The organism is Pseudomonas sp. G11, from assembly GCF_029457515.1.
Classification (GTDB): domain Bacteria; phylum Pseudomonadota; class Gammaproteobacteria; order Pseudomonadales; family Pseudomonadaceae; genus Aquipseudomonas; species Aquipseudomonas gorinensis.
Window position 1 is genome coordinate 5484350 of sequence record NZ_CP120377.1, and the last position, 23744, is coordinate 5508093.

At 55.7% G+C, this 23744-nt stretch carries 21 protein-coding genes, 1 tRNA gene and 3 pseudogenes; 10 read left to right on the top strand and 15 right to left on the bottom strand.

All coding sequences use genetic code 11. The features are described 5' to 3' along the window. Positions 1 to 45 precede the first annotated feature (45 nt). Positions 46 to 693, bottom strand: a complete 648-nt coding sequence (locus tag P2T68_RS25065) for a hypothetical protein (RefSeq protein WP_057387406.1) — start codon at positions 691 to 693, stop codon at positions 46 to 48. A 12-nt stretch (positions 694 to 705) separates the two neighbouring features. Next, positions 706 to 1443, bottom strand: coding sequence for a HupE/UreJ family protein (locus P2T68_RS25070; protein ID WP_057387407.1), 738 nt, complete (start codon positions 1441 to 1443; stop codon positions 706 to 708). Positions 1444 to 1956: 513 nt separating this feature from the next. Between P2T68_RS25070 and P2T68_RS25075 the strand changes: the two genes are divergently transcribed. From P2T68_RS25075 to P2T68_RS25090, 4 genes are read left to right on the top strand one after another with little or no spacing between them, the layout of a single operon-like run. Further along, entirely contained in the window at positions 1957 to 2256 is a 300-nt protein-coding gene (locus P2T68_RS25075; RefSeq protein WP_057387408.1) for a metal-sensing transcriptional repressor, read from the top strand. 7 nt (positions 2257 to 2263) lie between these two features. After that, positions 2264 to 3400 carry a nickel/cobalt efflux protein RcnA gene (locus P2T68_RS25080; protein WP_057387409.1) on the top strand — a complete coding sequence of 379 codons (1137 nt, stop codon included), beginning with the start codon at positions 2264 to 2266 and terminating at the stop codon, positions 3398 to 3400. Positions 3401 to 3412: 12 nt separating this feature from the next. Then, a complete protein-coding gene (locus P2T68_RS25085; RefSeq protein ID WP_057387410.1) occupies positions 3413 to 3850 on the top strand; it encodes a YqaA family protein in 438 nt (145 codons plus the stop codon). Next, positions 3847 to 4590 carry a TraX family protein gene (locus P2T68_RS25090; RefSeq protein WP_057387411.1) on the top strand — a complete coding sequence of 248 codons (744 nt, stop codon included), beginning with the start codon at positions 3847 to 3849 and terminating at the stop codon, positions 4588 to 4590. The genes P2T68_RS25085 and P2T68_RS25090 overlap by 4 nt, the downstream gene beginning before the upstream one ends. 41 nt (positions 4591 to 4631) lie before the next feature. On the opposite strand, the gene P2T68_RS25095 is transcribed toward P2T68_RS25090, so the two are convergent. After that, complete coding sequence (locus P2T68_RS25095; RefSeq protein WP_057387412.1) at positions 4632 to 5942, bottom strand: MFS transporter; 1311 nt, start codon at positions 5940 to 5942, stop codon at positions 4632 to 4634. Between the two features lie 265 nt (positions 5943 to 6207). Between P2T68_RS25095 and P2T68_RS25100 the strand changes: the two genes are divergently transcribed. Then, a complete protein-coding gene (locus tag P2T68_RS25100) occupies positions 6208 to 6360 on the top strand; it encodes a YHYH domain-containing protein (protein WP_223656464.1) in 153 nt (50 codons plus the stop codon). Positions 6361 to 6408: 48 nt separating this feature from the next. Here the strand turns inward: P2T68_RS25100 and P2T68_RS25105 are convergent, their stop codons facing one another. The 6 genes and pseudogenes from P2T68_RS25105 to P2T68_RS25130 form a co-directional block, all read right to left on the bottom strand. Then, on the bottom strand, positions 6409 to 6861 hold the full coding sequence (locus P2T68_RS25105; protein ID WP_057387413.1) for a chromate resistance protein ChrB domain-containing protein: 453 nt from the start codon (positions 6859 to 6861) through the stop codon (positions 6409 to 6411). A gap of 82 nt (positions 6862 to 6943) precedes the next feature. Beyond that, positions 6944 to 8302, bottom strand: coding sequence for a chromate efflux transporter (chrA, locus tag P2T68_RS25110; protein ID WP_057387414.1), 1359 nt, complete (start codon positions 8300 to 8302; stop codon positions 6944 to 6946). After that, a complete protein-coding gene (locus tag P2T68_RS25115) occupies positions 8295 to 9239 on the bottom strand; it encodes a chromate resistance protein ChrB domain-containing protein (protein WP_057387415.1) in 945 nt (314 codons plus the stop codon). The genes chrA and P2T68_RS25115 overlap by 8 nt, the downstream gene beginning before the upstream one ends. Before the next feature lie 379 nt (positions 9240 to 9618). Beyond that, a complete protein-coding gene (locus tag P2T68_RS25120; protein ID WP_124188771.1) occupies positions 9619 to 10065 on the bottom strand; it encodes a hypothetical protein in 447 nt (148 codons plus the stop codon). Then, on the bottom strand, positions 10055 to 12076 hold the full coding sequence (locus P2T68_RS25125; RefSeq protein WP_223656463.1) for a hypothetical protein: 2022 nt from the start codon (positions 12074 to 12076) through the stop codon (positions 10055 to 10057). Before P2T68_RS25125 ends, P2T68_RS25120 begins: the two co-directional genes overlap by 11 nt. Beyond that, positions 12073 to 13020 (bottom strand): annotated as a pseudogene (locus tag P2T68_RS25130) (site-specific integrase); the annotation flags it as partial. The pseudogene P2T68_RS25130 and the gene P2T68_RS25125, both read right to left, overlap by 4 nt. A gap of 178 nt (positions 13021 to 13198) precedes the next feature. On the opposite strand from P2T68_RS25130, the gene istA (P2T68_RS25135) reads away from it, so the two are divergent. Then, positions 13199 to 14713, top strand: coding sequence for an IS21 family transposase (gene istA / locus P2T68_RS25135; protein ID WP_102617438.1), 1515 nt, complete (start codon positions 13199 to 13201; stop codon positions 14711 to 14713). 19 nt (positions 14714 to 14732) lie between these two features. Continuing rightward, positions 14733 to 15488, top strand: coding sequence for an IS21-like element ISPsy14 family helper ATPase IstB (istB, locus tag P2T68_RS25140; RefSeq protein WP_057711072.1), 756 nt, complete (start codon positions 14733 to 14735; stop codon positions 15486 to 15488). On the opposite strand, the gene P2T68_RS25145 is transcribed toward istB (P2T68_RS25140), so the two are convergent. The 3 genes and pseudogenes from P2T68_RS25145 to P2T68_RS25155 all read right to left on the bottom strand — a co-directional run. Next, positions 15480 to 16391, bottom strand: a complete 912-nt coding sequence (locus tag P2T68_RS25145; protein WP_277378440.1) for a hypothetical protein — start codon at positions 16389 to 16391, stop codon at positions 15480 to 15482. The two genes, istB (P2T68_RS25140) and P2T68_RS25145, sit on opposite strands and share 9 nt — an antisense overlap. Continuing rightward, positions 16384 to 17676, bottom strand: a complete 1293-nt coding sequence (locus tag P2T68_RS25150) for a site-specific integrase (RefSeq protein WP_124188769.1) — start codon at positions 17674 to 17676, stop codon at positions 16384 to 16386. Before P2T68_RS25150 ends, P2T68_RS25145 begins: the two co-directional genes overlap by 8 nt. Positions 17677 to 17755: 79 nt before the next feature. Further along, positions 17756 to 17962, bottom strand: a pseudogene (locus tag P2T68_RS25155) (DNA polymerase V subunit UmuC); the annotation flags it as partial. 448 nt (positions 17963 to 18410) lie between these two features. Here P2T68_RS25155 and P2T68_RS25160 point away from each other — a divergent pair. From P2T68_RS25160 to istB (P2T68_RS25170), 3 genes and pseudogenes are all read left to right on the top strand, one after another. Next, a pseudogene (locus P2T68_RS25160) lies at positions 18411 to 19817 on the top strand (SulP family inorganic anion transporter); the annotation flags it as partial. Positions 19818 to 19927: 110 nt separating this feature from the next. Continuing rightward, positions 19928 to 21427: an IS21 family transposase gene (gene istA / locus P2T68_RS25165; protein WP_115129398.1), complete on the top strand. Its 1500-nt coding sequence runs from the start codon at positions 19928 to 19930 to the stop codon at positions 21425 to 21427. After that, on the top strand, positions 21420 to 22223 hold the full coding sequence (gene istB / locus P2T68_RS25170; protein ID WP_029241171.1) for an IS21-like element ISPsy20 family helper ATPase IstB: 804 nt from the start codon (positions 21420 to 21422) through the stop codon (positions 22221 to 22223). The genes istA (P2T68_RS25165) and istB (P2T68_RS25170) overlap by 8 nt, the downstream gene beginning before the upstream one ends. 713 nt (positions 22224 to 22936) lie before the next feature. Here istB (P2T68_RS25170) and P2T68_RS25175 read toward each other — a convergent pair. The 3 genes from P2T68_RS25175 to ihfA all read right to left on the bottom strand — a co-directional run bounded on the left by P2T68_RS25175 (position 22937) and on the right by ihfA (position 23743). Next, a tRNA-Pro gene (locus P2T68_RS25175) sits at positions 22937 to 23013 on the bottom strand. A gap of 90 nt (positions 23014 to 23103) precedes the next feature. Beyond that, positions 23104 to 23460 (bottom strand): MerR family transcriptional regulator, encoded by a 357-nt coding sequence (locus P2T68_RS25180; RefSeq protein ID WP_003174972.1) that lies wholly within the window; start codon positions 23458 to 23460, stop codon positions 23104 to 23106. Further along, positions 23441 to 23743, bottom strand: coding sequence for an integration host factor subunit alpha (gene ihfA, locus P2T68_RS25185; protein ID WP_002553164.1), 303 nt, complete (start codon positions 23741 to 23743; stop codon positions 23441 to 23443). Before ihfA ends, P2T68_RS25180 begins: the two co-directional genes overlap by 20 nt. Position 23744 lies beyond the last annotated feature (1 nt).

A 23744-nucleotide genomic window follows, 5' to 3' on the forward strand; every position in this document is an offset into this window, starting at 1 on the left:
GAATACTGGCATTTTCGACAATAGAACAGCCATCGCTGATTCGTATTACTGTTTGACGCTCAAGTAATCGCCGGTTGTTTTCAGTGCGATGGTCACGTCGTTATTGCTGCGGTTACGCCAAAACCAACCGTGGGTGCCGTCAAAAATGGCGGTGAATTCACCTTTATCACTTTTGACTTGCTTGCCCTTGTTGTAGCTGTGGAAGTAACCCTTTTCACCGTTGTAGGGCTCGCCATGGGTGTCGTAGTTCACAGGCCCACCAACCGCTGTCCATTCATAGCTGACAGTCTTGTTCTTCAGCACTTCCAGTTTGATTTCTGTCCCTTCACCTGGCTTGAGCGTGACGCTCATTTGATTCGTCTTCAGAGCTGGGGTAGGTGTCGCCACTGGCTGAGCAACAGGTTTCGCAATAGGTTGGACTTGCGCAACCTGCGGAGCTGGAGCTGGAGCTGGAGCTGCTGGTTGAGGTGGCACGGCATCCGCCAAAGCTTCTTGGGCAAGGATGATCTTCAGTTCGCCCATCTGGGTCAGTCCCAGTGCTCGACCCACACCCGTTGGATCAACGGCGTATTCCGATGGCATGACAACGGTCACCAGCAGGCCGACAGCAGTCAGCAGTGCAATGACAGTCGAACGCACCAGTTTGCGAGTGCTAGGCAATTCATTAACAGTTGGAAGCGGAGTATTGAACATGGTCAGAATTCCTTACGCAGAGACAAACAGGCCGGTGATCTGGTAACCCATCAGCAGGAAACCGGCACTCATCATGGCGACGTTGGCGGTATAGGCGTGGCGCCAGAAACTGCCGGTGCGCCGCCAATACCCCATCAAAATGAGAATCGCGCTAAGGGCCAGCAATTGGCCGATCTCAACGCCAACGTTGAAGGCGATCAGGTTCGGAATCAGGCCATCAGGCGAGATCTCGTACTCCTGAATTTTCGTCGCCAGACCAAAACCGTGGAGCAGACCGAAGATCAGCGTGGCCACTTTGGTATTGGGTTGGAAACCGAACCAGCGCTGGAATGCACCCAGGTTATCGAGCGCCTTGTACACCACCGAGAAACCAATGATGGCGTCGATGATGTAGGAGCTGATGCTGATCTCGGTCAGCACGCCAAGCAGCAGGGTGACCGAGTGGCCTACAGCGAACAGCGTGACGTAGAGCCCCACGTCTTTCAGGCGATAGAGGAAGAAGATCACCCCGAACAGAAACAGCAGATGGTCGTAGCCCGTCATCATGTGCTTGGCGCCCATGTAGATGAAGGGCAGCAACATGACGCCGGAGCTTTCCTGGATGAATCCCTTGTCGCCTTCAGCAACGGCATGAGCCATCGCCTCGGGCATTGTGAGGAAAAGTGACGCGACAAATAAAAACAGCAGCAGTAGCAGGCGACGCGAAGGCGCAGTAAATGCGTCGACGCCGCACATCGAGTGCGAATGCATAGATAAATCCTACGTTGCAGTGATCGTGGGCCGCTGAGCGGCCATGGTCAGGATGCGAACGAAGGACGGGGTGGACGCTCGATCAAAAAAATCGGCGGACGAGGAACGGAATATCGGAGCGCATCAACCCGTATTGACAGCTTCGGCTGTGCAGCCAAACTCAACGCGGACGTGAGCTGTGGCGTTTCGTGCTGATGGTCAGGGGTCAACGGCGAGTGGTAGTGATCCGAGTAGCTCGCGCTCGACATCTCTGCCTGCAGCTCATGGGAGTGATGGGCGTCTTGCGCAATCTCCCAGGCTGGCTGTTTCGATGTCACCGACAACGTATAGGTATGCCCGGCCCAAGCCACAAACATGGCGAGAGCAAGTGCGATTACCACCGTCATTGTCAGTGTTCTGCTGAACATAGTGTTCGGGTTTCAACTCGTTTTGTAGGGCTTTGATGCGTTTGACCACATCCCCCTAGGGGGGATAGGATGCCAGCGTAATTCATTGAGGCCTGAGGCTCAAGTCATGAGTGAGCGCGAACACGAACACAACCATCCCCATACCCACCAAAGTCACGAGGCGATCATCAAGCGCCTCAAGCGGGCGGACGGCCATTTACGCGGCATCATCACAATGATTGAAGAAGGTCGTCAGTGCGTCGACATTGCTCAGCAGTTGCATGCTGTCGAAAAAGCAGTGTGCCAAGCCAAGCGCACGCTCATTCAGGATCACATTGATCACTGTCTGGAGGACACCGTCTCGGCCTTGGGCAATGGCGAGCGCGCACCGCTGGAAGCGTTCAAACAAATCACCAAATACCTCTAGGTCTGATATGCCCAACTTCGCTGAACTGCTGCAACAAGGCGGGGCTCACGCCTGGCTGTATTTCCCGAGTGCTATTCTGCTCGGAGCCTTGCATGGGCTTGAACCGGGCCATTCAAAAACCATGATGGCGGCCTTCATCGTGGCCATTCGCGGCTCGGTAAAACAAGCCGTATTGTTGGGCTTGGCCGCGACGCTGTCGCACACCGCTGTTGTGTGGTTGGTCGCTATCGGCGGCATGTACCTGGGCAAAGGTCTGGACGCTCAAACCACCGAGCCTTACTTCCAACTCGCGTCCTCTGCTCTGATCATCGTGATTGCACTATGGATGCTATGGCGTACCTGGCGCGGCGAGCAGATGTTTAAGTTCGAGCAAGGGGATGATCACCACCACGGCGAGCATGACCATGGTCATCACGATGAGACTCATCGTATCGATACAGGCCATGGTCGCATCGAACTGTCGATCTTCGAAGATGGCATGCCACCGCATTGGCGCCTGAAGGCACTGACCGGGCATGCGTGGCCTGCTTCAGACGTTCGTCTGACCACTACCCGCCCAGACGGCAGCACTCAAACGTTCTCTTTCGTCGAACGCGAAGGCTTCTTGGAGTCGATGGTCGATATCCCGGAACCGCATGAATTCAGTGCGCGCTTGAGTCTTGGGCATGCCGGCCACTCCCATGATTACGACCTGGAATACCAGGAGCATGATCATGGGCATGCGCATTCAGAGCTGGAAGGTCTGGAGTTGTCAATTGATGGTTATCAGGATGCGCATGAACGTGCACATGCCAACGATATCCGTAAGCGCTTCACCAATCGTGAGGTGACCACGGGCCAGATCGTCATGTTCGGTTTGACGGGCGGTTTGATTCCTTGTCCGGCTGCCATCACCGTTCTGTTGCTGTGTCTTCAGGTTAAAGAAGTCGCGCTGGGAGGCATGCTTGTCCTGTGCTTCAGCATCGGTTTGGCGCTCACCTTGGTGGCCGTAGGTGCTGCGGCAGCTATTGGCGCTAAGCAGGCTTCTAACCGCTGGCCATGGCTGGGCACCGTGGCTCGTCGTGCGCCGTACCTGTCCAGTGTGTTGATCATCGGTGTCGGCCTGTACGTGGGCTTCCATGGCTGGATCGGCCTGAACGCATAAGGCGACGTTTGAGTGTTTGAACTCACCAGCTACGCTGGCCTGTTCCTGGCGGCATTCGGTGCCGCGACGTTACTGCCCATGCAGTCTGAAGCCGTATTGGTCGGGATGTTGCTCTCCGACCGGTATATCGTCTCTACGCTCTTGGCGGTCGCCACCTTTGGCAACGTTCTTGGCTCTGCACTGAACTGGGTGCTGGGCCGTTCCGTTGAACGATTGCGCCACAAGCGATGGTTTCCCGTGAGTGAGAGCAAGCTCGAAAAAGCCCAGCAGTCCTATCTGCGCTACGGGCGCTGGTCATTACTGCTCAGTTGGGTGCCCATCATTGGCGATCCGCTGACGGTCGTCGCCGGAGTCATGCGCGAGCCATTCTGGAGTTTCCTGCTGATTGTCATCCTGGCCAAGGGCGTGCGTTATCTCGTGCTGACCGCAGTCACACTGGGGTGGACATGACGACGGCTCATACAACCCCGCAGTCCTCACTCAAGAGCCGAAGCAGTAGCCTGGATCTGATCAAGTGGCTGGCGATGCTGACCATGGTTATCGATCACTTGCGCTTGGTGTGGCCGGAGATGAGCAATCTGTTCATTCTGGGGCGGCTCTCTTTTCCGCTGTTCTGTGTCGCCATTGCCGCCAACGTGGCGCGCTCCAAATCGGGCGAATGGCTGACTGCCGCGAACGGTCGATACCTCGCGTTGATGCTGTTGTTCGCCGCCATTTCAGAAGTGCCTTATCGCTACATCAGCACCTCGGGATCATTCAACGTGTTGGTTACCCTGGCATTGGGGCTGGTGATTGCCTGGGGATGGCAGCATCGTACTTTGTTGAGCGCAGCAATGGCGTTGATGGCCACCGCAGTTGCCTATGCGCTGGATGATCCATTGATGTATGGATTTTACGGGGCACTTGTTCCAGCGGCTGTCCTAGTAGCAATCAAGAGCCCCGGTGTTCTTTGGTTGCTGCCAGCGGCTCTATGCCTGTTGAGCAATACCCGCAGTAGCATCGTAACCAGGGCGTTGGACTTGGAAGTCTATTCATTGTTGGCCTTGAGCACTGCGTTCGCCGCTCCCCTGATCGGACTCTGGCTACTGCGTCAGACTTTCACCTTCAAGGTCTGGCCAGTGCGGCAATGGGGCTACTGGTTTTATCCAGGGCACCTTGCCGCTCTGCAAGCGCTACGGTTTCTGATCTGAAGGCTGACCAACCAGCCTTAGCTAGTCTTAGGAAATTACGATCATTTGTTGGGCCATCGGCGATGCTGATCATCGATCACGTATGGATGTTCGTGATCCGCGCCCTTCTGGCCGTCGATGTGCATGTGATCGCCCGGCAGATTCTCATGGGTGTGCTTGATCGACTCTTGGTCATGGGCCGGACGCCAGATCACGATGCTGACTGTCAATGCGCAACCTGCCACGACGGCGAGCCCAACAAACGACGCTGTGAGGCTGATGTTGGCACCCAGCCACCCAGCCAATGGGTAGGTAATCAACCAGCAGGCATGGGACAGGGCAAATTGGGCGGCAAATAGTGCCGGGCGATCTTCGGCATGTGCCGAGCGACGCAACAGGCGACCGCTCGGGGTCTGAGCCAGCGAATAGCCCACGCCGAGCAACATCCACAGCGGTAAAAGGAAGTTGTAGGTGGTCAGGTTGATGCCAACGGCCAAGCCTGCGACCAGTATTCCTCCGCCAAACAACATGGCCGTTCGGTCTTTGATGTTTTTCAGCAGGCGAGGCAAGACCAGGGCGGCGACCATGGAGCCGCCACCAAACGCAGCCAGCGCCAATGCCGTGGAACTCTGAGGTAGAGCGAAGCGCGACTGAACCAGAACCACCGTATTGACGATGACCATGGCGCTGGCGGCAGCTACCGTCAGATTGAGAGCCAGCAGTCCCCGCAAGCGAGGCGTGGCCAGGAATATGCGCATGCCACGGGTGGTTCGTTCGTAGATGCTGCGTCGCGGTGTCTGCTTCGCCTTGGGCAGCAGTACCGTGGAGACCAGCGCCGCTGAGGCGAGAAAACCGATGACCGTGCCGGCGAACAGGTTGTGGAAGCTGATCACCGTCAGCAGTGCGGCGGCGAGCATCGGGCTGGCGACACTTTCAAGATCGTAGGCCAGGCGCGATAACGACAAGGCACGGGTGTAGTCGTCTTCATCCGGCAGGATGTCTGGAATGGTCGCCTGGAAGGTTGGGGTAAATGCGGCCGAAGCCGACTGAAGGACGAAAATCAGCACGTAGATTTGCCAAACTTCGGTCACAAACGGCAGAGCAAGCGCGACCAGGGCCCGCACCAGATCCAGCGAGACCAGCATGGCTCGGCGAGGCAGACGCTCTGCAAAAGCCGCTGCAATGGGCGCAACGCCAATGTAGGCCGTCATTTTGATTGCCAACGCCGTCCCGAGAACGGCACCCGCTTGGGCGCCTGCAAGGTCGAACGCCAGTAAACCCAGTGCGACCGTGGCGAGTCCCGTCCCGACGAGTGCAATCACTTGAGCCAGGAAGAGATGACGGTAGGTTCGGTTGGCTAGGATTTTCAGCATGAGAAATCTCACATGGAGAGGCCCGCACCCATCAGGTTGTCGAGCATTTCTCGAAAAAAGAGAGTAACGAGTTTCTCATTTATCGATTTTTTGTATCCCCCCTAGGGGGATATAGAGCCCATCCTAAACCAGAGGCAGGGACAGCTCAAGAAATAGGCGATGAGCCTTTCATCGAAAGCCTGGGAAACGGTCGGGAAGTTGCTTGCTCAGTGGAGGCAATTAGCCATACGCTGCGGAGCGTGAGACATCTCACGGATATAAAAACATGAGCAAGGAGCAAGCCCTGATGAAACTGTCCGCCATCTTGATCGCCGCTTTACTTTCGATTACGTCCGTTGCTGCCTTCGCGCACAGCGGCGGTACTGACTCAAAAGGTTGCCATCGCAACCATAAAACGAACGACTACCACTGCCACTAAATGAACAAAGCCCAGCACTAGGCTGGGCTTTGGTGTGAACTGGTCTCTTTACATCTGAGGAGGCCAGTTATGCGATTCGCCTTGGCATTCCTTGCACCAGGCATAGAGCGCGTCGTACATGACCAGACCGTGTGACAGCATTTCGTGGTCGTCCGAAAAACGCTTCGACAGTCCAAGTGATATTGCGTACAGCCCAGCCGACTGCGGTGTTAGCTCCAGGCGAGACGTATCTGCTCCCCGAACAATTTTGGCTAATTGCTGTAAAGCGGGCTCGTTGAGCTGGTACTTTTTCAGAAACGCATCGAAGCTGCACAGCTCGCCCTCATGTGTCAGTTCTACGCCGGGAATGTCGTAAGGTGCAGCGTCTTTCTCCGCCGCTAAACGCAGCACGTCACCACTGCGCACGTATAAAAACTCGGGCTGCGGATCGATGAAGCGAACGATCAGCCAGGGACAGGCGATGCGGTCGATCTTGGGTCGTTCACGGGTAATCCACCTCATGAAACACCTCCTGCCTAGCTCGGTAGGCTGGGTGATCTGGCGAGCCCAGTGCTCGCCAAGACTGTTAATCCACTCGTGCGATCTAGCGCAGCAGATGCGCTGCCAAACCGACGAGCGCGCAGGCCATCAGCACCTGGATGACGCCTCGCTTGAAGCGGAACAAGGCAATCGCCGCTGCAATGGCGATCAGTGCAGAGGGCCAGTCGAGGCTTCCGCTGAAGCCTCTCGGCCAAAGCACGTGATAGCCGAAGAAACACGCCAGATTGAGGATCACCCCAACTACGGCGGCGGTGATGGCGGTAAGCGGTGCCGTGAACTTGAGTTCGTTATGAGTCGACTCCACCAGCGGGCCACCCGCGAGGATGAACAAAAATGAAGGCAAGAAGGTGAACCAGGTTACCAGTGCGGCGGCGACGGCTCCGGCCAAAAACACCTGATCAGCCCCGAACACTTGCGATACATAGGCCCCGACGAAGCCGACGAAGGCCACCACCATGATCAGTGGCCCTGGCGTGGTTTCCCCTAGCGCAAGCCCGTCGATCATCTGTGTCGGGGTCAGCCAGCCATAGTGACCGACTGCGCCTTGATACACATACGGCAGCACCGCGTAGGCCCCGCCAAACGTCAAAAGCGCCGCCTTGGTAAAGAACCAGCCCATCTGGGTCAAGGTGCCTTCCCAGCCAAATAATGCGGTCAAAATCCCCATCGGCAATGCCCATAGCACGGCTCCTATCAGTGCAAGCCATGCCAACTTCAACCAACTGAACCGGGCATGCTCCGGGGACGGAGTGTCATCATCGATTAAGGCCGGGCCAAAGGATTTCTTGGCGGCGCTATGGCCCCCGGCTCTGAATTTCTCGGGTGCCAAGCGTCCACCGACATAACCGATCAATGCAGCACCCAGAACGATCAACGGGAACGGAACATTGAATGCGAAGATTGCGGTGAATGAAGCCGCCGCTATCGCCCATAGCCAATTGTTCTTCAATGCCCGAGAGCCGATTCTATGTGCCGCCTGCACGACGATGGCGGTCACGGCAGGCTTGATGCCATAGAAGAGCCCTGCCACCACAGGCACTTCGCCGAAGGCGATGTACATCCATGACAGCGCGATCAGGATAAATAGAGAGGGCAGCACAAACAGCGCACCCGCGATAACGCCTCCCCAAGTTCGATGCATCAGCCAGCCAATATAGGTGGCCAACTGCTGCGCCTCTGGCCCAGGCAACAACATGCAGTAATTGAGGGCATGCAGAAACCTGCGTTCGGATATCCAACGCCGCCGCTCCACCAATTCCTGGTGCATGATCGAGATCTGACCCGCAGGCCCTCCGAAGCTGATGAAGCCGAGCTTCAACCAGAACCAGAACGCCTCACGCAAACTGATTGCTTCCGGCCTCGACAGCTCTTCTTCAACCATTGGCGCCAATTCCTTACTCATTGGGTTTCTCCTCTTTCACGAACCCGGCGAGCAGGCCGTCGAAGATGGCACTTGCTGCTGCCAGCAAATGGTCGTCGTCGGTTATGGTTTCGCGCAGCCCTGCCAGCACCCGCTCAATGCCAGCAGCCTCCACCGGCTGAATACCGCCGACATCGAGGTAATGCACAAGGGCAGCAATGCGCCCTAGACCTGGTTTCTGGATTTGAAAACTGGCTTGCAGGGTTTCGAAGGTCACGCGGTTACCAGCATGGCTGAAGGTCGCGTCATCAAAATCAAAACCCAACGCATCTACCGGACAGTCCTGTGGAGTGTTCAGCCAAAGGATCTGAGCTTGCGGGTCAATGAAGCGGCGAATCAGCCAGGCACACGCTAGCCGGTCGACCCAGGGACGTTTGCGCGTTGCCCAGATACGCCCCTGATATTCGTCAAGATTGAGTGCCGGTATTGGTTGGTTACTGCTGTGCGGCTCATCCGGAGACAGGGCTCTGCTGACTGCTGTCTCCAACTCCTGCAAAGCCGAATCAATCTGCTGCTTCGGCTTACCTGGAAAGTAATCGATGCTGGCTATCTGATCGTAGGCTTTGCGTAGCTTACGAATTTGTTTGGTCGTCGCCAGCGCATTTTCAGCATTCAACTGTCCACGGCATTCTTCGATCTCTACACCAAGCTTGCCGTAGTCATCGCTACGGTCGAACAACTCGATAAAGCGTTCACCGTCAGGGTCGACGACAGGCAGGACATAGGCGGTGCCGTTGATCGCCAGAATGTCACGTTCGACAGACGCAAGCACTTCACGACAGACACCGCTATTCGGCAATAGGTAGGCGCCATCGCGTATGACTGCCGCGCCGCTGGCTTTCAAAGCGCGCCAAGCTCGCATGCGTTCGGTGGCATTGGCGGTCGGCAGACCGAGAATCAAAATCAACCAGTTTTTCATGTAGTACATTCTACTTATTATGTAGTTTTCGTTACCTTAATACTAATTTTGGCCGTAGGAAAGATCTCCTTCAGAATTAGAAGTGCGCAGATAGCAGGTGTGGTGCGATGTGGGAGCTATCAGAGGTGTTTTCGTTTTAGTGGTGATCGTATCTGATGGTTTAAGGGGGGAGTATCTGATTTGGCCGATAGCTGCCTGTTTCCATCAGCGGATCGCAGCCACTAGGCAGGAAGCATCTAGCCCGGAGCTGCCGGCTGAGATGCCTCAATCAAGCAGAGCGCTCTTCTCTTTCCGGCTCGCAGCATCAAGGTTGAGCAGCAGAGTGGTCGGAATAGGCAGTCCCCTACACCTGGCGACTAGCTGCACGCGCGCTGTTATCTCAAAGCTTTCTGGGCCCGCGTGGATCCAACGACAGTATGTTGGACGCAGGTAACTGTCGCTCAAGCTCAGCAATACGGTCATACAGCTCTATGATTTTCGCATCCGCCTCGCTCAGTAAACTTGCTAGCTGGTCGCGCTGTCGAGCAACCTGCTCAATCCGATCCCGCAAGGCGCGGCTTTTCTGACGGGCAAGATGATTTACCTGGTTCAACGAAGGAGGTCGCTCCTCCGCATGTTGTTCCACGTAGGTTTTTATCTCTGCGATGAGACTCGGGAAACGAGATTTCTTAAGCGCTGACGGATCGCTCCCGGCCTCTTTGGCCACGTTGTTCTGAGTGACCGGTGTCCCCTTTGGTAGAAGCTGTGGCTTATTGAGTTTCAGACGCTCAAAAGCATCACGATATTGATCAGCCGCGCTTCGGCGAGCAGGGAGTTCAACGTCCATTTGCGCTTCCTACGACACGGCGAAAGCTCTCTACGCTTCGCTTTTGAGCCATCAACGATTCCATTAGCGGACTCCCTCCCTGAGCAGTAGCAAGCCGCTCTTTGAGTACATGTTCAAAATCATCTACCGCACCCAATCGTTCTGAGTCATACAGCACATCAGGGCAAGGTTTTGCATCCACTGAATCACCACCCCCGCAACGGGCAATGTTGTCAATTCCGCCGTACGGACAAGGCTCGCGACTCGAACAAACGCCAAGAATTATCGGGCGACAGGCGACCGCGCCTTTCTTTGCCAAACCAATCATCTTCTTCGCATCCTCTGGCGAAATCAGCCGAACGATCTCAGCCTTTCGTTTGTCTCCATGGGGACTGACAAAACGCTCACTCGTTAGCTGCTGTAATTCTCTTCCAAGCGTCTCGTACATTGTGCGAACGTACAGAGTGTGAGCCTTCTCCTCTAGACGCACCCGCGAGTGATTTTGTCCGTAGTAAAGGCTCATCGCTCGTGTGACGTGCTTGAGCTGGTACTGAAGCGAAGCATCACTTACGAGCCCGGAAGCTTGCATGTTCACTGCCCCAGTTCTACGCAACTGATGCCAAGCCAACGGCCATACATCGCCCACTTGATACTCCTCCGGCAATGAAGGGGTAGCTAGCCGGGCCAATTTCAAATCCTCAGGCGTGATACGCAAACGTTCTAAGTCAAAGAGCTTCCCATACTTCCCCAAAAGGTCGGAATATGACTGGATGCTCGGCCTCAGTGAGTGATTACCTTTATTGCGCAACGAACTCCAGGGCTCGTAAGAAAAATCGGTCAAGTAACGCCCGGCGAGAACTCTCGCGGCTTCGTGAGGTGCGTGGAGTGAGCGAAATAGAGAAATAACCTCCATCGCCTTCACGGCGACCGCCACAGATGGGGATGTGACCCAAACGGCGTCCCTATCAGAGAGCGTTTTTGTCGTCTGCCCACGTAACAAAAAAATGTCGCCGAAACTCTTGTCGTGCTCGATGTCAAGGCACCCGGCTCGAAGATTCCATGCTTCCTCAACCCGCATGAGACTGAAGTTAAGGATGTAAGCCAATCCCGCGCCGTTGACCAGTTTCAGATAGCTAGTCAGCGCTCTTACTTGCAAGTCACCACTGCGCCCTACCCAACGTTCAAGTAGCTCAAAGACGCCGAAGCGTTTCGCCGTTTCCGCAAACGCGCCAAGAAAACGAAGCCCCGTTTTAGCGCCTGATAATTGCATCTTATGGCCGCAAAAAGGCGGGGCGTTTACGCACGCTGTTCTCTCCGAAACCCTCTGGTTATGTTCGTAAGCCGCGAAGCAGAACCGGTAACAAGCTTCAACCTGTTCTCGATGGGATAGGAAATCATCAAGGCACTCTCGCAGCCTAGTAACTTGATAGCGCCAAATACGTGGAGGAATGTAAGGTGTTTGAGCTGTATGGTGAGTTGGAAAAAGCGCAGCCAGACGGGTTAGGGAGCCTGAATCCAGCAACGTAAATCCTACGGCACTACGGGACGCGTAAAGCTCATGCATTAACGACAGAAACTCGGTTTTTCTTGAGGTATGAAGAAAGGCAGGGATCCGTTCGCATACGCGTGGAAAGTGGCTTAATTCGCTGGCAAGTATTCCTGCCTCTTCGCAAAGAACAAACAGCCGCCGCATCTGATCGAAACGCGTTTTAAGGGATCTGTAGCCACGAGCGCCATACGGCCCGTATAGCCACCAGCCAGTGATGATTCGAAGTAAATTTGCGTTCTTTGAGCTAATTGGCGCCGCTGATTTTTTAACTGGCCCATCACCAAAATTCAGCGTCAGTGCCTTCTTGGCCCATGGATCAAGCCTCCAAATTGGATCGCCCCAACGGCTTATTACTTTGCCCTGTGCATCAATTACGACCGGCCAATCAGGTGACGGAGGCCAGCTCTCTGGACGGTAATTCGATGCCCCAGGAACGGCGAGAGGCGACTCGATAGAAAGCCCCAACGTTGTGAGCATATTCATAGGGAAGTCCCCGCTGTAACTTCCGCAAGCCGAATAAATCCATCCCAAGCTGGGTGATAGTCCTCCTCAGCTATGCGTGCGAATGCCTCTTCCACCCAAAGCCGACGTACCTCGCTACTCTCTTGAAAGAACCGTAACTTCGCGCTCAGACGCTCGACCGCAAGCATCGCTGGATGGTCAGTCTCGTCAGATCTATCCGTGCAAGCTGGGCGATATCTAACTAGCTCCAAGCTCTTGAGCACTCGCAAACTACTCAGAGACCAGACGTGATCCTCGCTTTCAATATCCCGATGATTGACACAGAAAAGGCAACCCGCAGCGTTGATACAATCGGGATCAGGAGCATTAGTCGGAGCATCCACGACCGATTCTGGTATCGGCTCCACACAAGTACCTGGAGCAGGTGAGCAAACGACGGGATCTGCTTGCCGGTGAAATCGAGTGATTTCAATCATCGCAATTTGCGGATTGGGCTCGGCGTACACACGAATCAAAGTTTCAGCGGTATGCTGTGCGATTTCCGCCACCAGTTCCGGCCGTTGCGACTCACGTAGCAGCCAATTAATACGCGCACCCCGGAGCTTACGGGGTCGAACGAATCGAACACTGGAATCGGTGCAGACGCGCGCGATAGCCGTGAACTGAGGAGCTTCTAAAACGAGACGTCCCCCAGGGCGGACGAGAGGGAAAAGAAGTCCCTCTAGATCGTCTGGAAACCACGTGTTACGCCACTCAATGTAGCGTTCGAACCACTGCTTGTAGCTTGAGAAAACGTCAAACAGCACTTCACCCTGACGGCGATTTTTGTAAGACCTCACTTGGTAACCATCAAAATGACTCGTGTAATGGTATTGGTCGATACGAAGCTGATGCGCCTGCGACAAATTCATGCCGGTTTGTGCGATGAACATGAGCAGCTCGGCTTCGATTCGCAGATTCACTGCGGATTCCACGGGCATCCGGCCACCCATTCCATGAACATCCGGCCACTGATTCCACGATGATCCGGCCACCCATTCCACGGCCATCCGGCCACCCACAAGGCAGGCAGCAACGCAGGATTAATTCACTACCATCGACCTCTTTTATCGAAGCAGAGAGGTCGTCGTGGAGCGGTTATCCATGCGTAAAATTAAGGAAGTGCTACGTCTCAAGTTTGAGGTCGGCCTATCTGCTCGCCAGATCGCTGTCAGCTTGCAGGTGGGTCGCGCAACTATCGGTGAGTACCTCAATCGCTTTGCTGCCAGCGGGCTGACTTGGCCGTGTGCGGCGAGCGAGGCGCAGTTGCAGCAGCGTCTTTTTCCGCCACCACCCGACGTCCCCAGCGATCAACGTCCGATGCCGGACTGGACTCATGTCCACGCAGAGTTGCGCCGCCCCGGCGTAACCCTGGCCCTGCTTTGGCAAGAATATCGACTGGCGCACCCGCAAGGCTTCCAGTACAGCTGGTTCTGCGAGCACTACCGGCTCTGGGCCGCCAAGGTCGACGTGGTCATGCGCCAGGAACATCGCGCCGGCGAAAAGCTGTTCGTCGATTACGCGGGTCAGACCGTGCCGATCATCGACCGGCGAACCGGAGAGATCCGCCAGGCCCAGATATTCGTCGCCGTCCTCGGCGCCTCCAGCTACACCTTCGCCGAGGCGACCTGGTCGCAGAAACTGCCCGACTGGCTGGGCTCGCACGCCCGCTGTTTTGCTTTTTTCGGCGGCACCGCACAGATCCTGGTGCCCGACAATCTGCGCAGTGGCGTGACCAAGGCGCATCGCTACGAGCCGGATATCAACCCCAGTTACCGCGATCTCGCCGAGCATTACGGCGTAGCCGTGCTGCCCGCGCGCTCGCGTAAACCCAGGGACAAAGCCAAGGTTGAAGTCGGCGTACAGGTCGTCGAGCGGTGGATACTGGCGGTGCTGCGCAACCGCCAGTTCTTCTCCTTGGGCGAACTCAACACAGCCATCGCGTTGCTGCTGGATCGCCTCAATCAGAAGCCCTTCAAGAAACTGCCCGGCTCACGCCGCTCGGCCTTCGAGACCATCGACCAACCCGCGCTGCAACCGCTACCAGAACATCCATATGTCTACGCCGAATGGAAAAAGGTGCGAGTCCACATCGACTACCACGTCGAAGTCGACGGCCATTTTTACTCCGTGCCGTACCAACTGGTGAAACACCAACTCGAAGTACGCCTGACCGCGCAGACCGTCGAGTGCTTCCACGCCAACCAGCGCGTGGCCAGCCATCTGCGCTCGCCGCACAAAGGCCGCCACACTACCCACACCGAGCACATGCCCAAAAGTCACCGCGAACACGCCGAGTGGACGCCCCAGCGGCTGATCCGCTGGGCTGAGCAGACGGGCCCGAATACGGCCGGTGTCATCGCCTACATCCTCGAACGCCGAATCCATCCGCAGCATGGCTTCCGCGCCTGCCTGGGCATCCTGCGCTTGAGCAAACAGCACGGCGAAGAGCGGCTGGAAGCCGCTTGCCAACGTGCGCTGGCCCTAGGCGCATGCAGTTACAAGAGCCTCGAATCGATCCTGCGCCAAGGCCTGGAACGGCTACCTCTTGCCCAGCAAAACCTGCCGTTACTGCCCGATGAACATATCAATCTGCGCGGCCCTGGCTACTACCACTGACTGAAAAAGGAGCACGAACATGCTGCCTAACCCGACCCTCGACAAGCTGCAAATCCTACGCCTGCACGGCATGATCAAGGCGCTTGGCGAACAACACGCAACGCCCGACATCAACGATCTCAGCTTCGACGAACGCCTCGGCCTGATGGTCGACCGCGAGCTGACCGAGCGCGAAGACGCCCGCCTGACGACTCGCCTCAAAGCCGCACGACTGCGCCATAACGCCTGCCTGGAAGACATCGATTACCGCAGCCCTCGTGGCCTGGACAAGGCGCTGATCCTGCAACTGGGTAGCGGTCAGTGGCTGCGCGATGGCCTGAACCTGATCATCGGCGGGCCGACGGGCGTAGGCAAAACCTGGCTCGCCTGCGCGCTGGCTCATAAAGCTTGCCGCGACGGTTACAGCGTGCGCTATCTGCGCCTGCCGCGCTTGATGGAAGAACTGGGCCTGGCACACGGCGACGGCCGCTTCGCCAAGCTAATGGCCGGCTACGCCAAGACCGACCTGCTGATCCTGGATGACTGGGGCTTGGCGCCGTTTACCGCTGCTCAGCGGCGCGACATGCTTGAACTGCTGGACGACCGCTACGGCAACCGCTCGACGCTGGTGACTAGCCAGATGCCGGTGGACAAATGGCACGCACTGATCGGCGATCCGACCTTGGGCGATGCGATCCTCGACCGGCTGGTACATAACGCTTATCGGATCGAACTGAAGGGCGAATCGATGCGCAGGCGCGCAACGAAATTGACGGCGACAGAGACTTCAGACTAACAATGCAAACCTGCGTCGCTGCGCTCCGACTGCCCGGCCGGATGAGCGTGGAATAGGTGGCCGGATGTTGGTGGGCTGGGTGGCCGGATGGCGTGGAATGCGCAGATTCACTGCCGGGTATCGAGTCTCGATTGAAACGTCAGCGTTCCGAAGTTCGCGGTTTCTAAGGATGGTCGCAATCTGGAATTTGGTTTGAGGTCGAATCCGTCGTGACGCTTCCCTCTCTGTATCGCGCAGGCCGCACCAGATAGGTAGCGTCGAACCCGACCGCAACTCCACGTGGATGGGAAGTGGCCCCGTCACAGCCTCATAGGTAAGGGACGTACAGACGTCGGCAATGAACTGCCCGAATGAAAAGCTCTCTTCTAAACTTTGCTTATCAGCGCCCCCATTACTGGCCTTTCCGTTGCCTCTAGGCTTGCGAATTCGGGTGCTGTACAGAAGCGTCGAGCTTCGGCCTAGAACTCGGTCGAGCATCGTCGCGGTTAAACTTGCCGCGTCGTATAATGATCCGGCAGTTAGATATCCTTCCACGCGATGACGCTGTAGAAGATGTTCAGCCCACCCCAGGTATTCCTCCGCGACCGTATCAATGCTCAACGGACGCTCGCACTGATCCACCCACTGAAAAAACTTCCTCAACGCACCAATCTTGTTATTTGCCGAAAAGCGGCTCCCCCCGCCGACAAGGTCGTCGGTCAAACAGTCATGGAGCCCCTTCACAAGCTCTACCCGCTCCAGCAAAGGATCACTCAAAGCACCTGATGTGATTTCACTGCGTACAGTCTTCACTTTTGCCTTAGCACCACCGCTGTATAAAAGTGGTGCCAGATCCCAGGGCGTCTCATTTTTCGCGTACTCAAGCATTGGAAACGTTAGGTCTGAAAACGTCAGATTATTCATTGCTTGCTCCCTGCATCGACGCAATCCCTATAAACGCAGTCATGAAGCTGTTCGCAATGGCCTGCTTAGCGGGCGCGGCTTGCACAAATTTGATGTATTTGAAGGTGGTAGCCTCCGAATTTCGACCGTGAAGCAATGCATTGCTGACAGTCGCAATCACTATCGCCACATCAGTGCAATTTGCTAAAGCGAGCCTAGCTAACTCAGTTCCAAAGGTGCATCGGGATTGGTGGAAGCGAAACTTCCTGAGCGCTTTGATGCCCGACGCGATGCCTAGTTTTCTAAGTGATGACATCTCAACGTTTATGGCCGAAGACTGATCACTGTTGCGACGTCCGAAAGGGTTTCCAAAACGTGTCAAGAACACTAAGTCTTGATGCTCGCCAGCAGCAGATGCCTCGCGAGTCAACCTGCGAAGACCCTTGGCATACTCCAAGACTTCTGAACACAAAGCTTCGGGAATCCATACCTGGCCAGTTACTGCAAATTTGGTATGCACGGGCGGGGACGCACCTGGCCCTACGGATATCAGAAGCAGACCTTCAGCAGACGGGTCATGTATGGCACGCTCCAACGCATCGATACGAAGGTCACAGATCGTTCCCAGTCGCATACCCGTAAAGAAACCTAGAGCCAACATCAGATAAAGCTCGGGTGAGGCGCTCTGTTTTGCGAAATCAAGAATGGCGTCTCGATCAACCGCTGACACAGGAAGTAGCCCACCTTCCAAAGTGACCCCAATGCGTTTTCGGTTTGGAATACCCAGATCGGTGGTGGTGCCAGCTAGCGTTCGCTCGAAGCCGACCTGGTCAAAGTATTTGATGAAATAGCGCTTGTCTTTCCACAACGGCAATAGCGGGTTTAGAAGGCCACGCCTCCTGACCCACCTGTAGAAACTGATGCAGTTACGCATGTACTCGGAAGCCGTGGCAGGACTGATATGACCGGCATCACGAGCCTTGATAAGCGCCCCACGGTACTGAACAAGACATCGATCAGCCTTTCGAGACGGAAACTCAAACCACTGAAGCCTGCGACTCTCCAAAAACTTCGCGTAGTTCAACAGCCCGTTCAGGTTGCTAGAAACGGTCTTAAGGAGTGCCTCACCATTGGTGACTCTCTCCATAGCCCAGAGATTGGCTTCTCTCCAGGGCAAGCCGTCTTCCCAGAATATTTGTGGTAGTCCTTCGATCACTACACGGGAGCTATTCAGCGAGTAGGTAATCAGGCGGTCTTGGACAGAAAGGTCATGCGGACTGAAGTGAATGTGTTCGACGGTAGGCAAGTGAAATCTCTATAAGAACAAGCATCAATGTCCATTGGGACGCCATCTAACTTTGGGCGTCCACAGTATGCAACTTATTCTTATCGATGCTGTAGACCTCGACGGCAGGCACCAATGATTCAATGAGCGTCATGACCCGCTCGCTCATGTCGCCATAGAGCGCATAGTTCGAAGAGAACGGGATGATGCCGTGCTTATGCAGCTTGTGCTTGATCTGGAAATACGGCTCGCCCATCTTCACATAGGGCTTGGCATCGTAGCTGCGGGCGATCACGCAGCCGTCATTGTATCTGAATGACCCTAACAGTTAGTTGAGTGTAAGATATTGATTTATAAGCAAATTAACTCCCTAACATTTTTTTGATTATTTTCCTTCGTTCCTGATGGCGATACTCCTCGACTAAGCCTATTTCAGACGTGGCTTCGCAAAGCAGGGCGGCGGATCGCAATCGACGATAGCTTCACTGTATACTTTTGGCTCCGCATACCCCTTGAGCTACAGGAACACCAGCATGACTGTACTCCAAACGCTCTACTGGCAGCCTACGCCGCCTTAGCGCTACGCCCCCTCGCAACAACCTCGCCTCCGCCAGTTTCGCTGGCGGCTGCGTACTGCTGTATGCCCGGTTCTTACACCCAAAGCGCACAGCAAAATAATCCTCACAATTTGAATTCGTATCGACGCGCTCGCCATTTTCCTGGCATGCGTGCGGTGCATTGCTTTGGATATTCTGATGCTACAAACACTCAAACAAACGTGGTTTTCCAACGTCCGTGGCGACGTGCTCGCGGGGATCGTCGTCGCACTTGCGCTGATCCCTGAAGCCATCGCTTTCTCTATCATTGCGGGCGTCGACCCCAAAGTTGGTCTCTACGCCTCATTCTGTATCGCCGTGGTGATCGCCTTTGTCGGTGGCCGCCCAGGCATGATTTCAGCCGCGACAGGGGCCATGGCACTGCTGATGGTGACCCTGGTCAAGAACCATGGTCTTGAATATCTGCTGGCCGCCACGCTGCTGTGTGGCGTGTTGCAAATTGGTGCTGGCTACCTGAAGCTCGGCTCGCTGATGCGCTTCGTTTCGCGCTCGGTGGTGACCGGCTTCGTCAATGCACTGGCGATCCTGATTTTCATGGCTCAGCTGCCCGAGCTGACCAATGTCACCTGGCACGTCTACGCCATGACAGCCGCAGGCCTCGGCATCATCTACCTATTTCCCTATATCCCCAGGATCGGCAAGCTCATCCCATCGCCACTGGTGTGCATCATCGTGCTGACCGCAGTCGCCATGTCGGTTGGGCTGGATATCCGCACGGTCGGTGATATGGGGGAACTGCCGGATACGCTGCCAATCTTTCTCTGGCCTGACGTGCCGCTGACGTTCGAGACGTTGGCCATCATCTTCCCTTACTCGGCAGCGCTGGCCGTGGTCGGTCTGCTGGAGTCGATGATGACCGCGACTATTGTCGACGACCTGACCGACACCCCCAGCGACAAGAACCGCGAGTGCAAGGGCCAGGGCGTGGCCAACATTGCTTCGGGTCTGATCGGCGGTATGGCCGGCTGCGCGATGATTGGTCAGTCGATCATCAACGTGAAATCCGGCGGTCGTTCTCGTCTGTCCTCCCTGGCCGCAGGTGTATTCCTGCTGCTGATGGTGGTGTTCCTCGGCGACTGGCTGAAGCAGATCCCGATGGCTGCGCTGGTGGCAGTGATGATCATGGTGTCCATCGGCACCTTCAGTTGGGATTCGCTGCGCAACCTGAAGAAGCACCCGTTGTCGACCAACATTGTCATGGTCGTCACCGTTGTGGTCGTGGTGGCCACCCACAACCTTGCCTTCGGCGTGTTGGCCGGCGTGCTGCTGGCCGCGATGTTCTTCGCCAACAAGGTTGGCCATTACATGGCGATCAGTTCTTCGCTGGACGAATCCGGCGAGCATCGTAGCTATAACGTCACTGGCCAGGTGTTCTTCAGCTCGGCAGACAAGTTCGTCGCGGCCTTCGACTTCAAAGAAGCCCTGAACAAGGTAACCATCGACCTGAATCGCGCCCACTTCTGGGATATCACCGCAGTTGCTGCCCTGGACAAGGTGGTTATCAAGTTCCGCCGCGAAGGCACCGAAGTTGAAGTGTTAGTGTTGCCGCTGACCGAAAACTGACCCAGTAGAGGCTGTTCTGCCGACTGAAAACTGACCCAGGTGTTCAACTGCTTCTGCTCACTTTTTGAGCAGGAGAACACAGGGTGATCAGCATGGAAATGTTGGGAAAAATCCGGCGGATGTACTTCCGCGACAAGCTCTCGCTGCATCAGATAGCCAAGCGTACCGGGCTGTCGAGAAACACCATCCGAAAATGGGTCAGAGCGCCCGAAGCCACTCAGCCAGCGTACCAACGGTGCGCAACCTTCAATAAGCTCAGCCCTTTTCACGAGACCCTGGAGCAGGCGCTCAAGGCCGATTCGTTCCGGCCAAGACACAACCGCAGGAGCGCCAAAGCGCTTTTCGAGCAGATCAAGGCCGAGGGTTACGACGGCGGCTACAGCCAGCTCACGGCGTTTGTCCGCTCTTGGCGAGGGGAGCAAGGCAAGTCTTTACGCGCTTTTGTACCGCTGACGTTTGCTCTCGGTGAGGCCTTTCAATTTGACTGGAGCGAAGAAGGTCTGCTGATCGGTGGTCTTTTTCGACGTGTCCAGGTCTCCCACATGAAGCTGTGCGCCAGCCGCGCATTCTGGTTGGTTGCGTACCCCAGCCAAGGCCACGAGATGCTATTTGATGCCCATACGCGCTCGTTTGGAGCGTTGGGTGGCGTGCCACGTCGCGGCATCTACGACAACATGAAAACGGCTGTCGACAAGGTCAACAAAGGTAAAGGCCGCACGGTCAACGCCCGGTTTTCCGTGATGTGCGCGCACTATCTGTTCGATCCGGACTTCTGCAACGTGGCCTCTGGCTGGGAGAAAGGCATCGTCGAAAAGAACGTGCAGGACAGCCGGAGGCGAATCTGGCTCGATGCTCAAAATTGCATGTTCCATACCTTTGAGGAGCTGAATGTCTGGCTCGGCCAACGTTGCCGGTCGCTCTGGAGCGAACTGGTGCATCCGCAGTACAACGGGCTGACGGTGGCCGAGGTCTTGGAGCTGGAGCAGGTCGAAATGATGCCAATGCCGACGGTATTTGATGGCTACGTCGAGCGTACCGTGCGGGTCTCCAGCACCTGTCTGATCAGCGTGGCGCGAAATCGCTATTCAGTGCCATGTGAGAGAGTCGGCCAGTGGGTCAGCAGCCGTTTGTACCCTTCGCGGATCGTGGTCATTGCCGACGAAACGGTGATCGCCAGTCACGAGCGCCTCTTTGATCGAGATCAGGTCAGTTTTGACTGGCAGCACTACATCCCACTCATCGAACGCAAGCCTGGTGCATTGCGCAACGGCGCGCCATTTGCTGATTTGCCAAAACCGTTACGGCTTCTCAAACGAGGACTGAGGCGTCACACCAACGGTGATCGAATCATGATGCAGGTACTGGCTGCTGTGCCAATTGCGGGTCTCGAACCAGTGCTGGTGGCGGTGGAGCTGGTACTTGAATCGGGAAGTCTGAGCGCCGATCACATCCTCAATGTCGTTGCCCGCCTGACCTCCACCACACCACCTCCCTGTGTAGAAACCAGCCTGCAACTCAAGGTCGCGCCTGTTGCCAATACGGCACGCTACGACCGGCTCCGTGCGACCGATGAGGAGAATCGCAATGCGTGACCTAATGACTGAACTCAAAGAACTTCGCCTGCACGGCATGGCCAGTGCTTGGGAAGAACTGGTCTCTCAAGGAACAGCGTCGACGGCTTCATCGAAATGGCTGCTGGAACATCTGCTTCAGCAGGAACATGCGGATCGCGCGGTACGCTCGGTGAATCATCAGATGAACATGGCAAAACTCCCCATGCACCGTGACTTAGCTGGCTTTGACTTCAGCGCTTCCAGCGCTGATGCCCGGCTGGTCAGCGATCTATCCAGCTTAGCGTTCACTGAAACCGCGCAGAATGTCGTGTTCATCGGCGGCCCTGGAACCGGGAAAACACACCTGGCCAGTGCCTTGGCTGTATCCGGAATCACGGCCCACAACAAACGCGTGCGCTTCTTTTCCACGGTGGATCTGGTGAATCTGCTGGAGCGTGAGAAGTACGATGGCAAGGCAGGGCGAATCGCCCAGGGACTGCTACGAACAGACCTGGTGATACTGGATGAGCTGGGGTATTTGCCCTTCAGTCAAAGCGGCGGTGCCCTGTTATTTCACCTGCTGTCCAAACTGTACGAACACACCAGCGTGGTCATCACCACCAACCTGAGCTTCTCGGAATGGTCGAGTGTGTTTGGCGACGCCAAGATGACCACCGCGTTGCTGGATCGGCTGACACACCACTGCCACATCGTCGAAACGGGCAACGAGTCCTACCGACTACAACACAGCACCTTGGCCGCGCAGACAAAGATCAAGTCACGGGAACGAAAGCGCAAGGACGGAGATGATGTCGAGGACGATGAGCCATTTTGATCCGCACCATAAATGCCCTGCCGCTTGCGGTGGGGCTTGATGGTCTTGAATCGGAACACTGCTGCTAAGCTTATCCACAATTGCTGGGGCAAAAATCAGCAATCCGTCCTGGGTCAATTTTCAGTCGGCAGGGTGGGTCAGTTTTAAATCAGCGCCAACACTCGACACGCTTCAGACTCACACCGACCGCACTTAGGATATCCACTCATCTCCATATCGTCTTCCGAACGACCAAAGATTTGCCATAGACGGGTTGCTCGCCCGTATAAGGAGGCGTACTGAATACCAGCCACTGCCATACTTGAGTCCGTCAGAAATCGCCATTCGCGATCACTCGCACACTCGGCGCGAATGAGGGAGGAAAATGGGGCATAACTCGTTTTTTGAGCTAAAACCACCTTGCTGAAGCCCAGTCAAAACGTTCTTTGGAGAGAGCGACCTTAACTGTATTTACAGGCTTCCGGCTTACCACGCTTTGCGGCGCGACTCAGCATCAACCGCAACCGATCTGCAAATCGGCAACCCTTTAACAAACCTACTCGCGCCTTCTGACTCTTGCACTGATACGAGCTGCCCGGGGAAACGAGAGTCGAACGCCTCTCAAGTGGCATATCTACCGAGATCCAAGATATCCGTGGGAGTAAATGTGGGAGTATTTTTCGAGACATGAAAAAGCCCAACCTTTTCAGATTGGGCTAAGTCATTGAAAAATATGGTCGGGACGGAGTGATTCGAACACTCGACCCCTAGCACCCCATGCTAGTGCGCTACCGGACTGCGCTACGCCCCGACTAGGCGTGTTACTGGGTTCGCTTCGCAACGAAGCGATCAGGAATATACCGCAAGCTTTTGAAATGTGGAAGTATTTTAAAAGCCTGAATCATTTCTTCAACACCACCAGCACATCTTCGAGTTCGGAGATCATCTGGCGGATCAGTTGCTTGTATTGGGTGGTGTCGTCTTTGGCTTCATCACCGGACATGCGCTGGCGGGCGCCGCTGATGGTGAACCCCTGGTCATACAGCAACGCACGGATCTGTCGGATCATCAGCACATCCTGGCGCTGATAATACCGACGGTTCCCGGTACGCTTGACGGGGTTGAGTTGAGGAAACTCCTGCTCCCAGTAGCGCAGCACGTGCGGTTTTACCGCACATAGCTCGCTGACTTCACCAATGGTGAAGTAGCGTTTGCCTGGGATGACGGGTAGCTCGTCGTTATGACTTGGTTCCAGCATAAGCCTCAACTCGGGCCTTCAACTTCTGCCCTGGACGAAAGGTGACCACACGGCGAGCCGTGATCGGGATTTCTTCTCCCGTTTTTGGATTGCGGCCAGGCCGCTGGCGTTTGTCCCGCAGGTCAAAATTGCCGAAACCGGACAATTTGACCTGTTCATTGTCTTCCAGAGCGTGTCTGATTTCTTCAAAAAACAGCTCAACCAATTCCTTGGCCTCGCGCTTGTTCAGACCCAACTCTTCGTACAGACGTTCCGCCATCTCAGCTTTCGTCAAAGCCCCCATA

Bases quoted from the DNA above. Each gene is read 5' to 3' on its own strand.
- P2T68_RS25065 (WP_057387406.1), bottom strand. From the start codon at position 693: ATGTTCAATACTCCGCTTCCAACTGTTAATGAATTGCCTAGCACTCGC.
- P2T68_RS25070 (WP_057387407.1), bottom strand. From the start codon at position 1,443: ATGCATTCGCACTCGATGTGCGGCGTCGACGCATTTACTGCGCCTTCG.
- P2T68_RS25075 (WP_057387408.1), top strand. From the start codon at position 1,957: ATGAGTGAGCGCGAACACGAACACAACCATCCCCATACCCACCAAAGT.
- P2T68_RS25080 (WP_057387409.1), top strand. From the start codon at position 2,264: ATGCCCAACTTCGCTGAACTGCTGCAACAAGGCGGGGCTCACGCCTGG.
- P2T68_RS25090 (WP_057387411.1), top strand. From the start codon at position 3,847: ATGACGACGGCTCATACAACCCCGCAGTCCTCACTCAAGAGCCGAAGC.
- P2T68_RS25095 (WP_057387412.1), bottom strand. From the start codon at position 5,942: ATGCTGAAAATCCTAGCCAACCGAACCTACCGTCATCTCTTCCTGGCT.
- P2T68_RS25100 (WP_223656464.1), top strand. From the start codon at position 6,208: ATGAGCAAGGAGCAAGCCCTGATGAAACTGTCCGCCATCTTGATCGCC.
- P2T68_RS25105 (WP_057387413.1), bottom strand. From the start codon at position 6,861: ATGAGGTGGATTACCCGTGAACGACCCAAGATCGACCGCATCGCCTGT.
- chrA (WP_057387414.1), bottom strand. From the start codon at position 8,302: ATGAGTAAGGAATTGGCGCCAATGGTTGAAGAAGAGCTGTCGAGGCCG.
- P2T68_RS25115 (WP_057387415.1), bottom strand. From the start codon at position 9,239: ATGAAAAACTGGTTGATTTTGATTCTCGGTCTGCCGACCGCCAATGCC.
- P2T68_RS25120 (WP_124188771.1), bottom strand. From the start codon at position 10,065: ATGGACGTTGAACTCCCTGCTCGCCGAAGCGCGGCTGATCAATATCGT.
- P2T68_RS25125 (WP_223656463.1), bottom strand. From the start codon at position 12,076: ATGAATATGCTCACAACGTTGGGGCTTTCTATCGAGTCGCCTCTCGCC.
- istA (WP_102617438.1), top strand. From the start codon at position 13,199: ATGCGTAAAATTAAGGAAGTGCTACGTCTCAAGTTTGAGGTCGGCCTA.
- istB (WP_057711072.1), top strand. From the start codon at position 14,733: ATGCTGCCTAACCCGACCCTCGACAAGCTGCAAATCCTACGCCTGCAC.
- P2T68_RS25145 (WP_277378440.1), bottom strand. From the start codon at position 16,391: ATGAATAATCTGACGTTTTCAGACCTAACGTTTCCAATGCTTGAGTAC.
- istA (WP_115129398.1), top strand. From the start codon at position 19,928: ATGGAAATGTTGGGAAAAATCCGGCGGATGTACTTCCGCGACAAGCTC.
- istB (WP_029241171.1), top strand. From the start codon at position 21,420: ATGCGTGACCTAATGACTGAACTCAAAGAACTTCGCCTGCACGGCATG.
- P2T68_RS25180 (WP_003174972.1), bottom strand. From the start codon at position 23,460: ATGCTGGAACCAAGTCATAACGACGAGCTACCCGTCATCCCAGGCAAA.
- ihfA (WP_002553164.1), bottom strand. From the start codon at position 23,743: ATGGGGGCTTTGACGAAAGCTGAGATGGCGGAACGTCTGTACGAAGAG.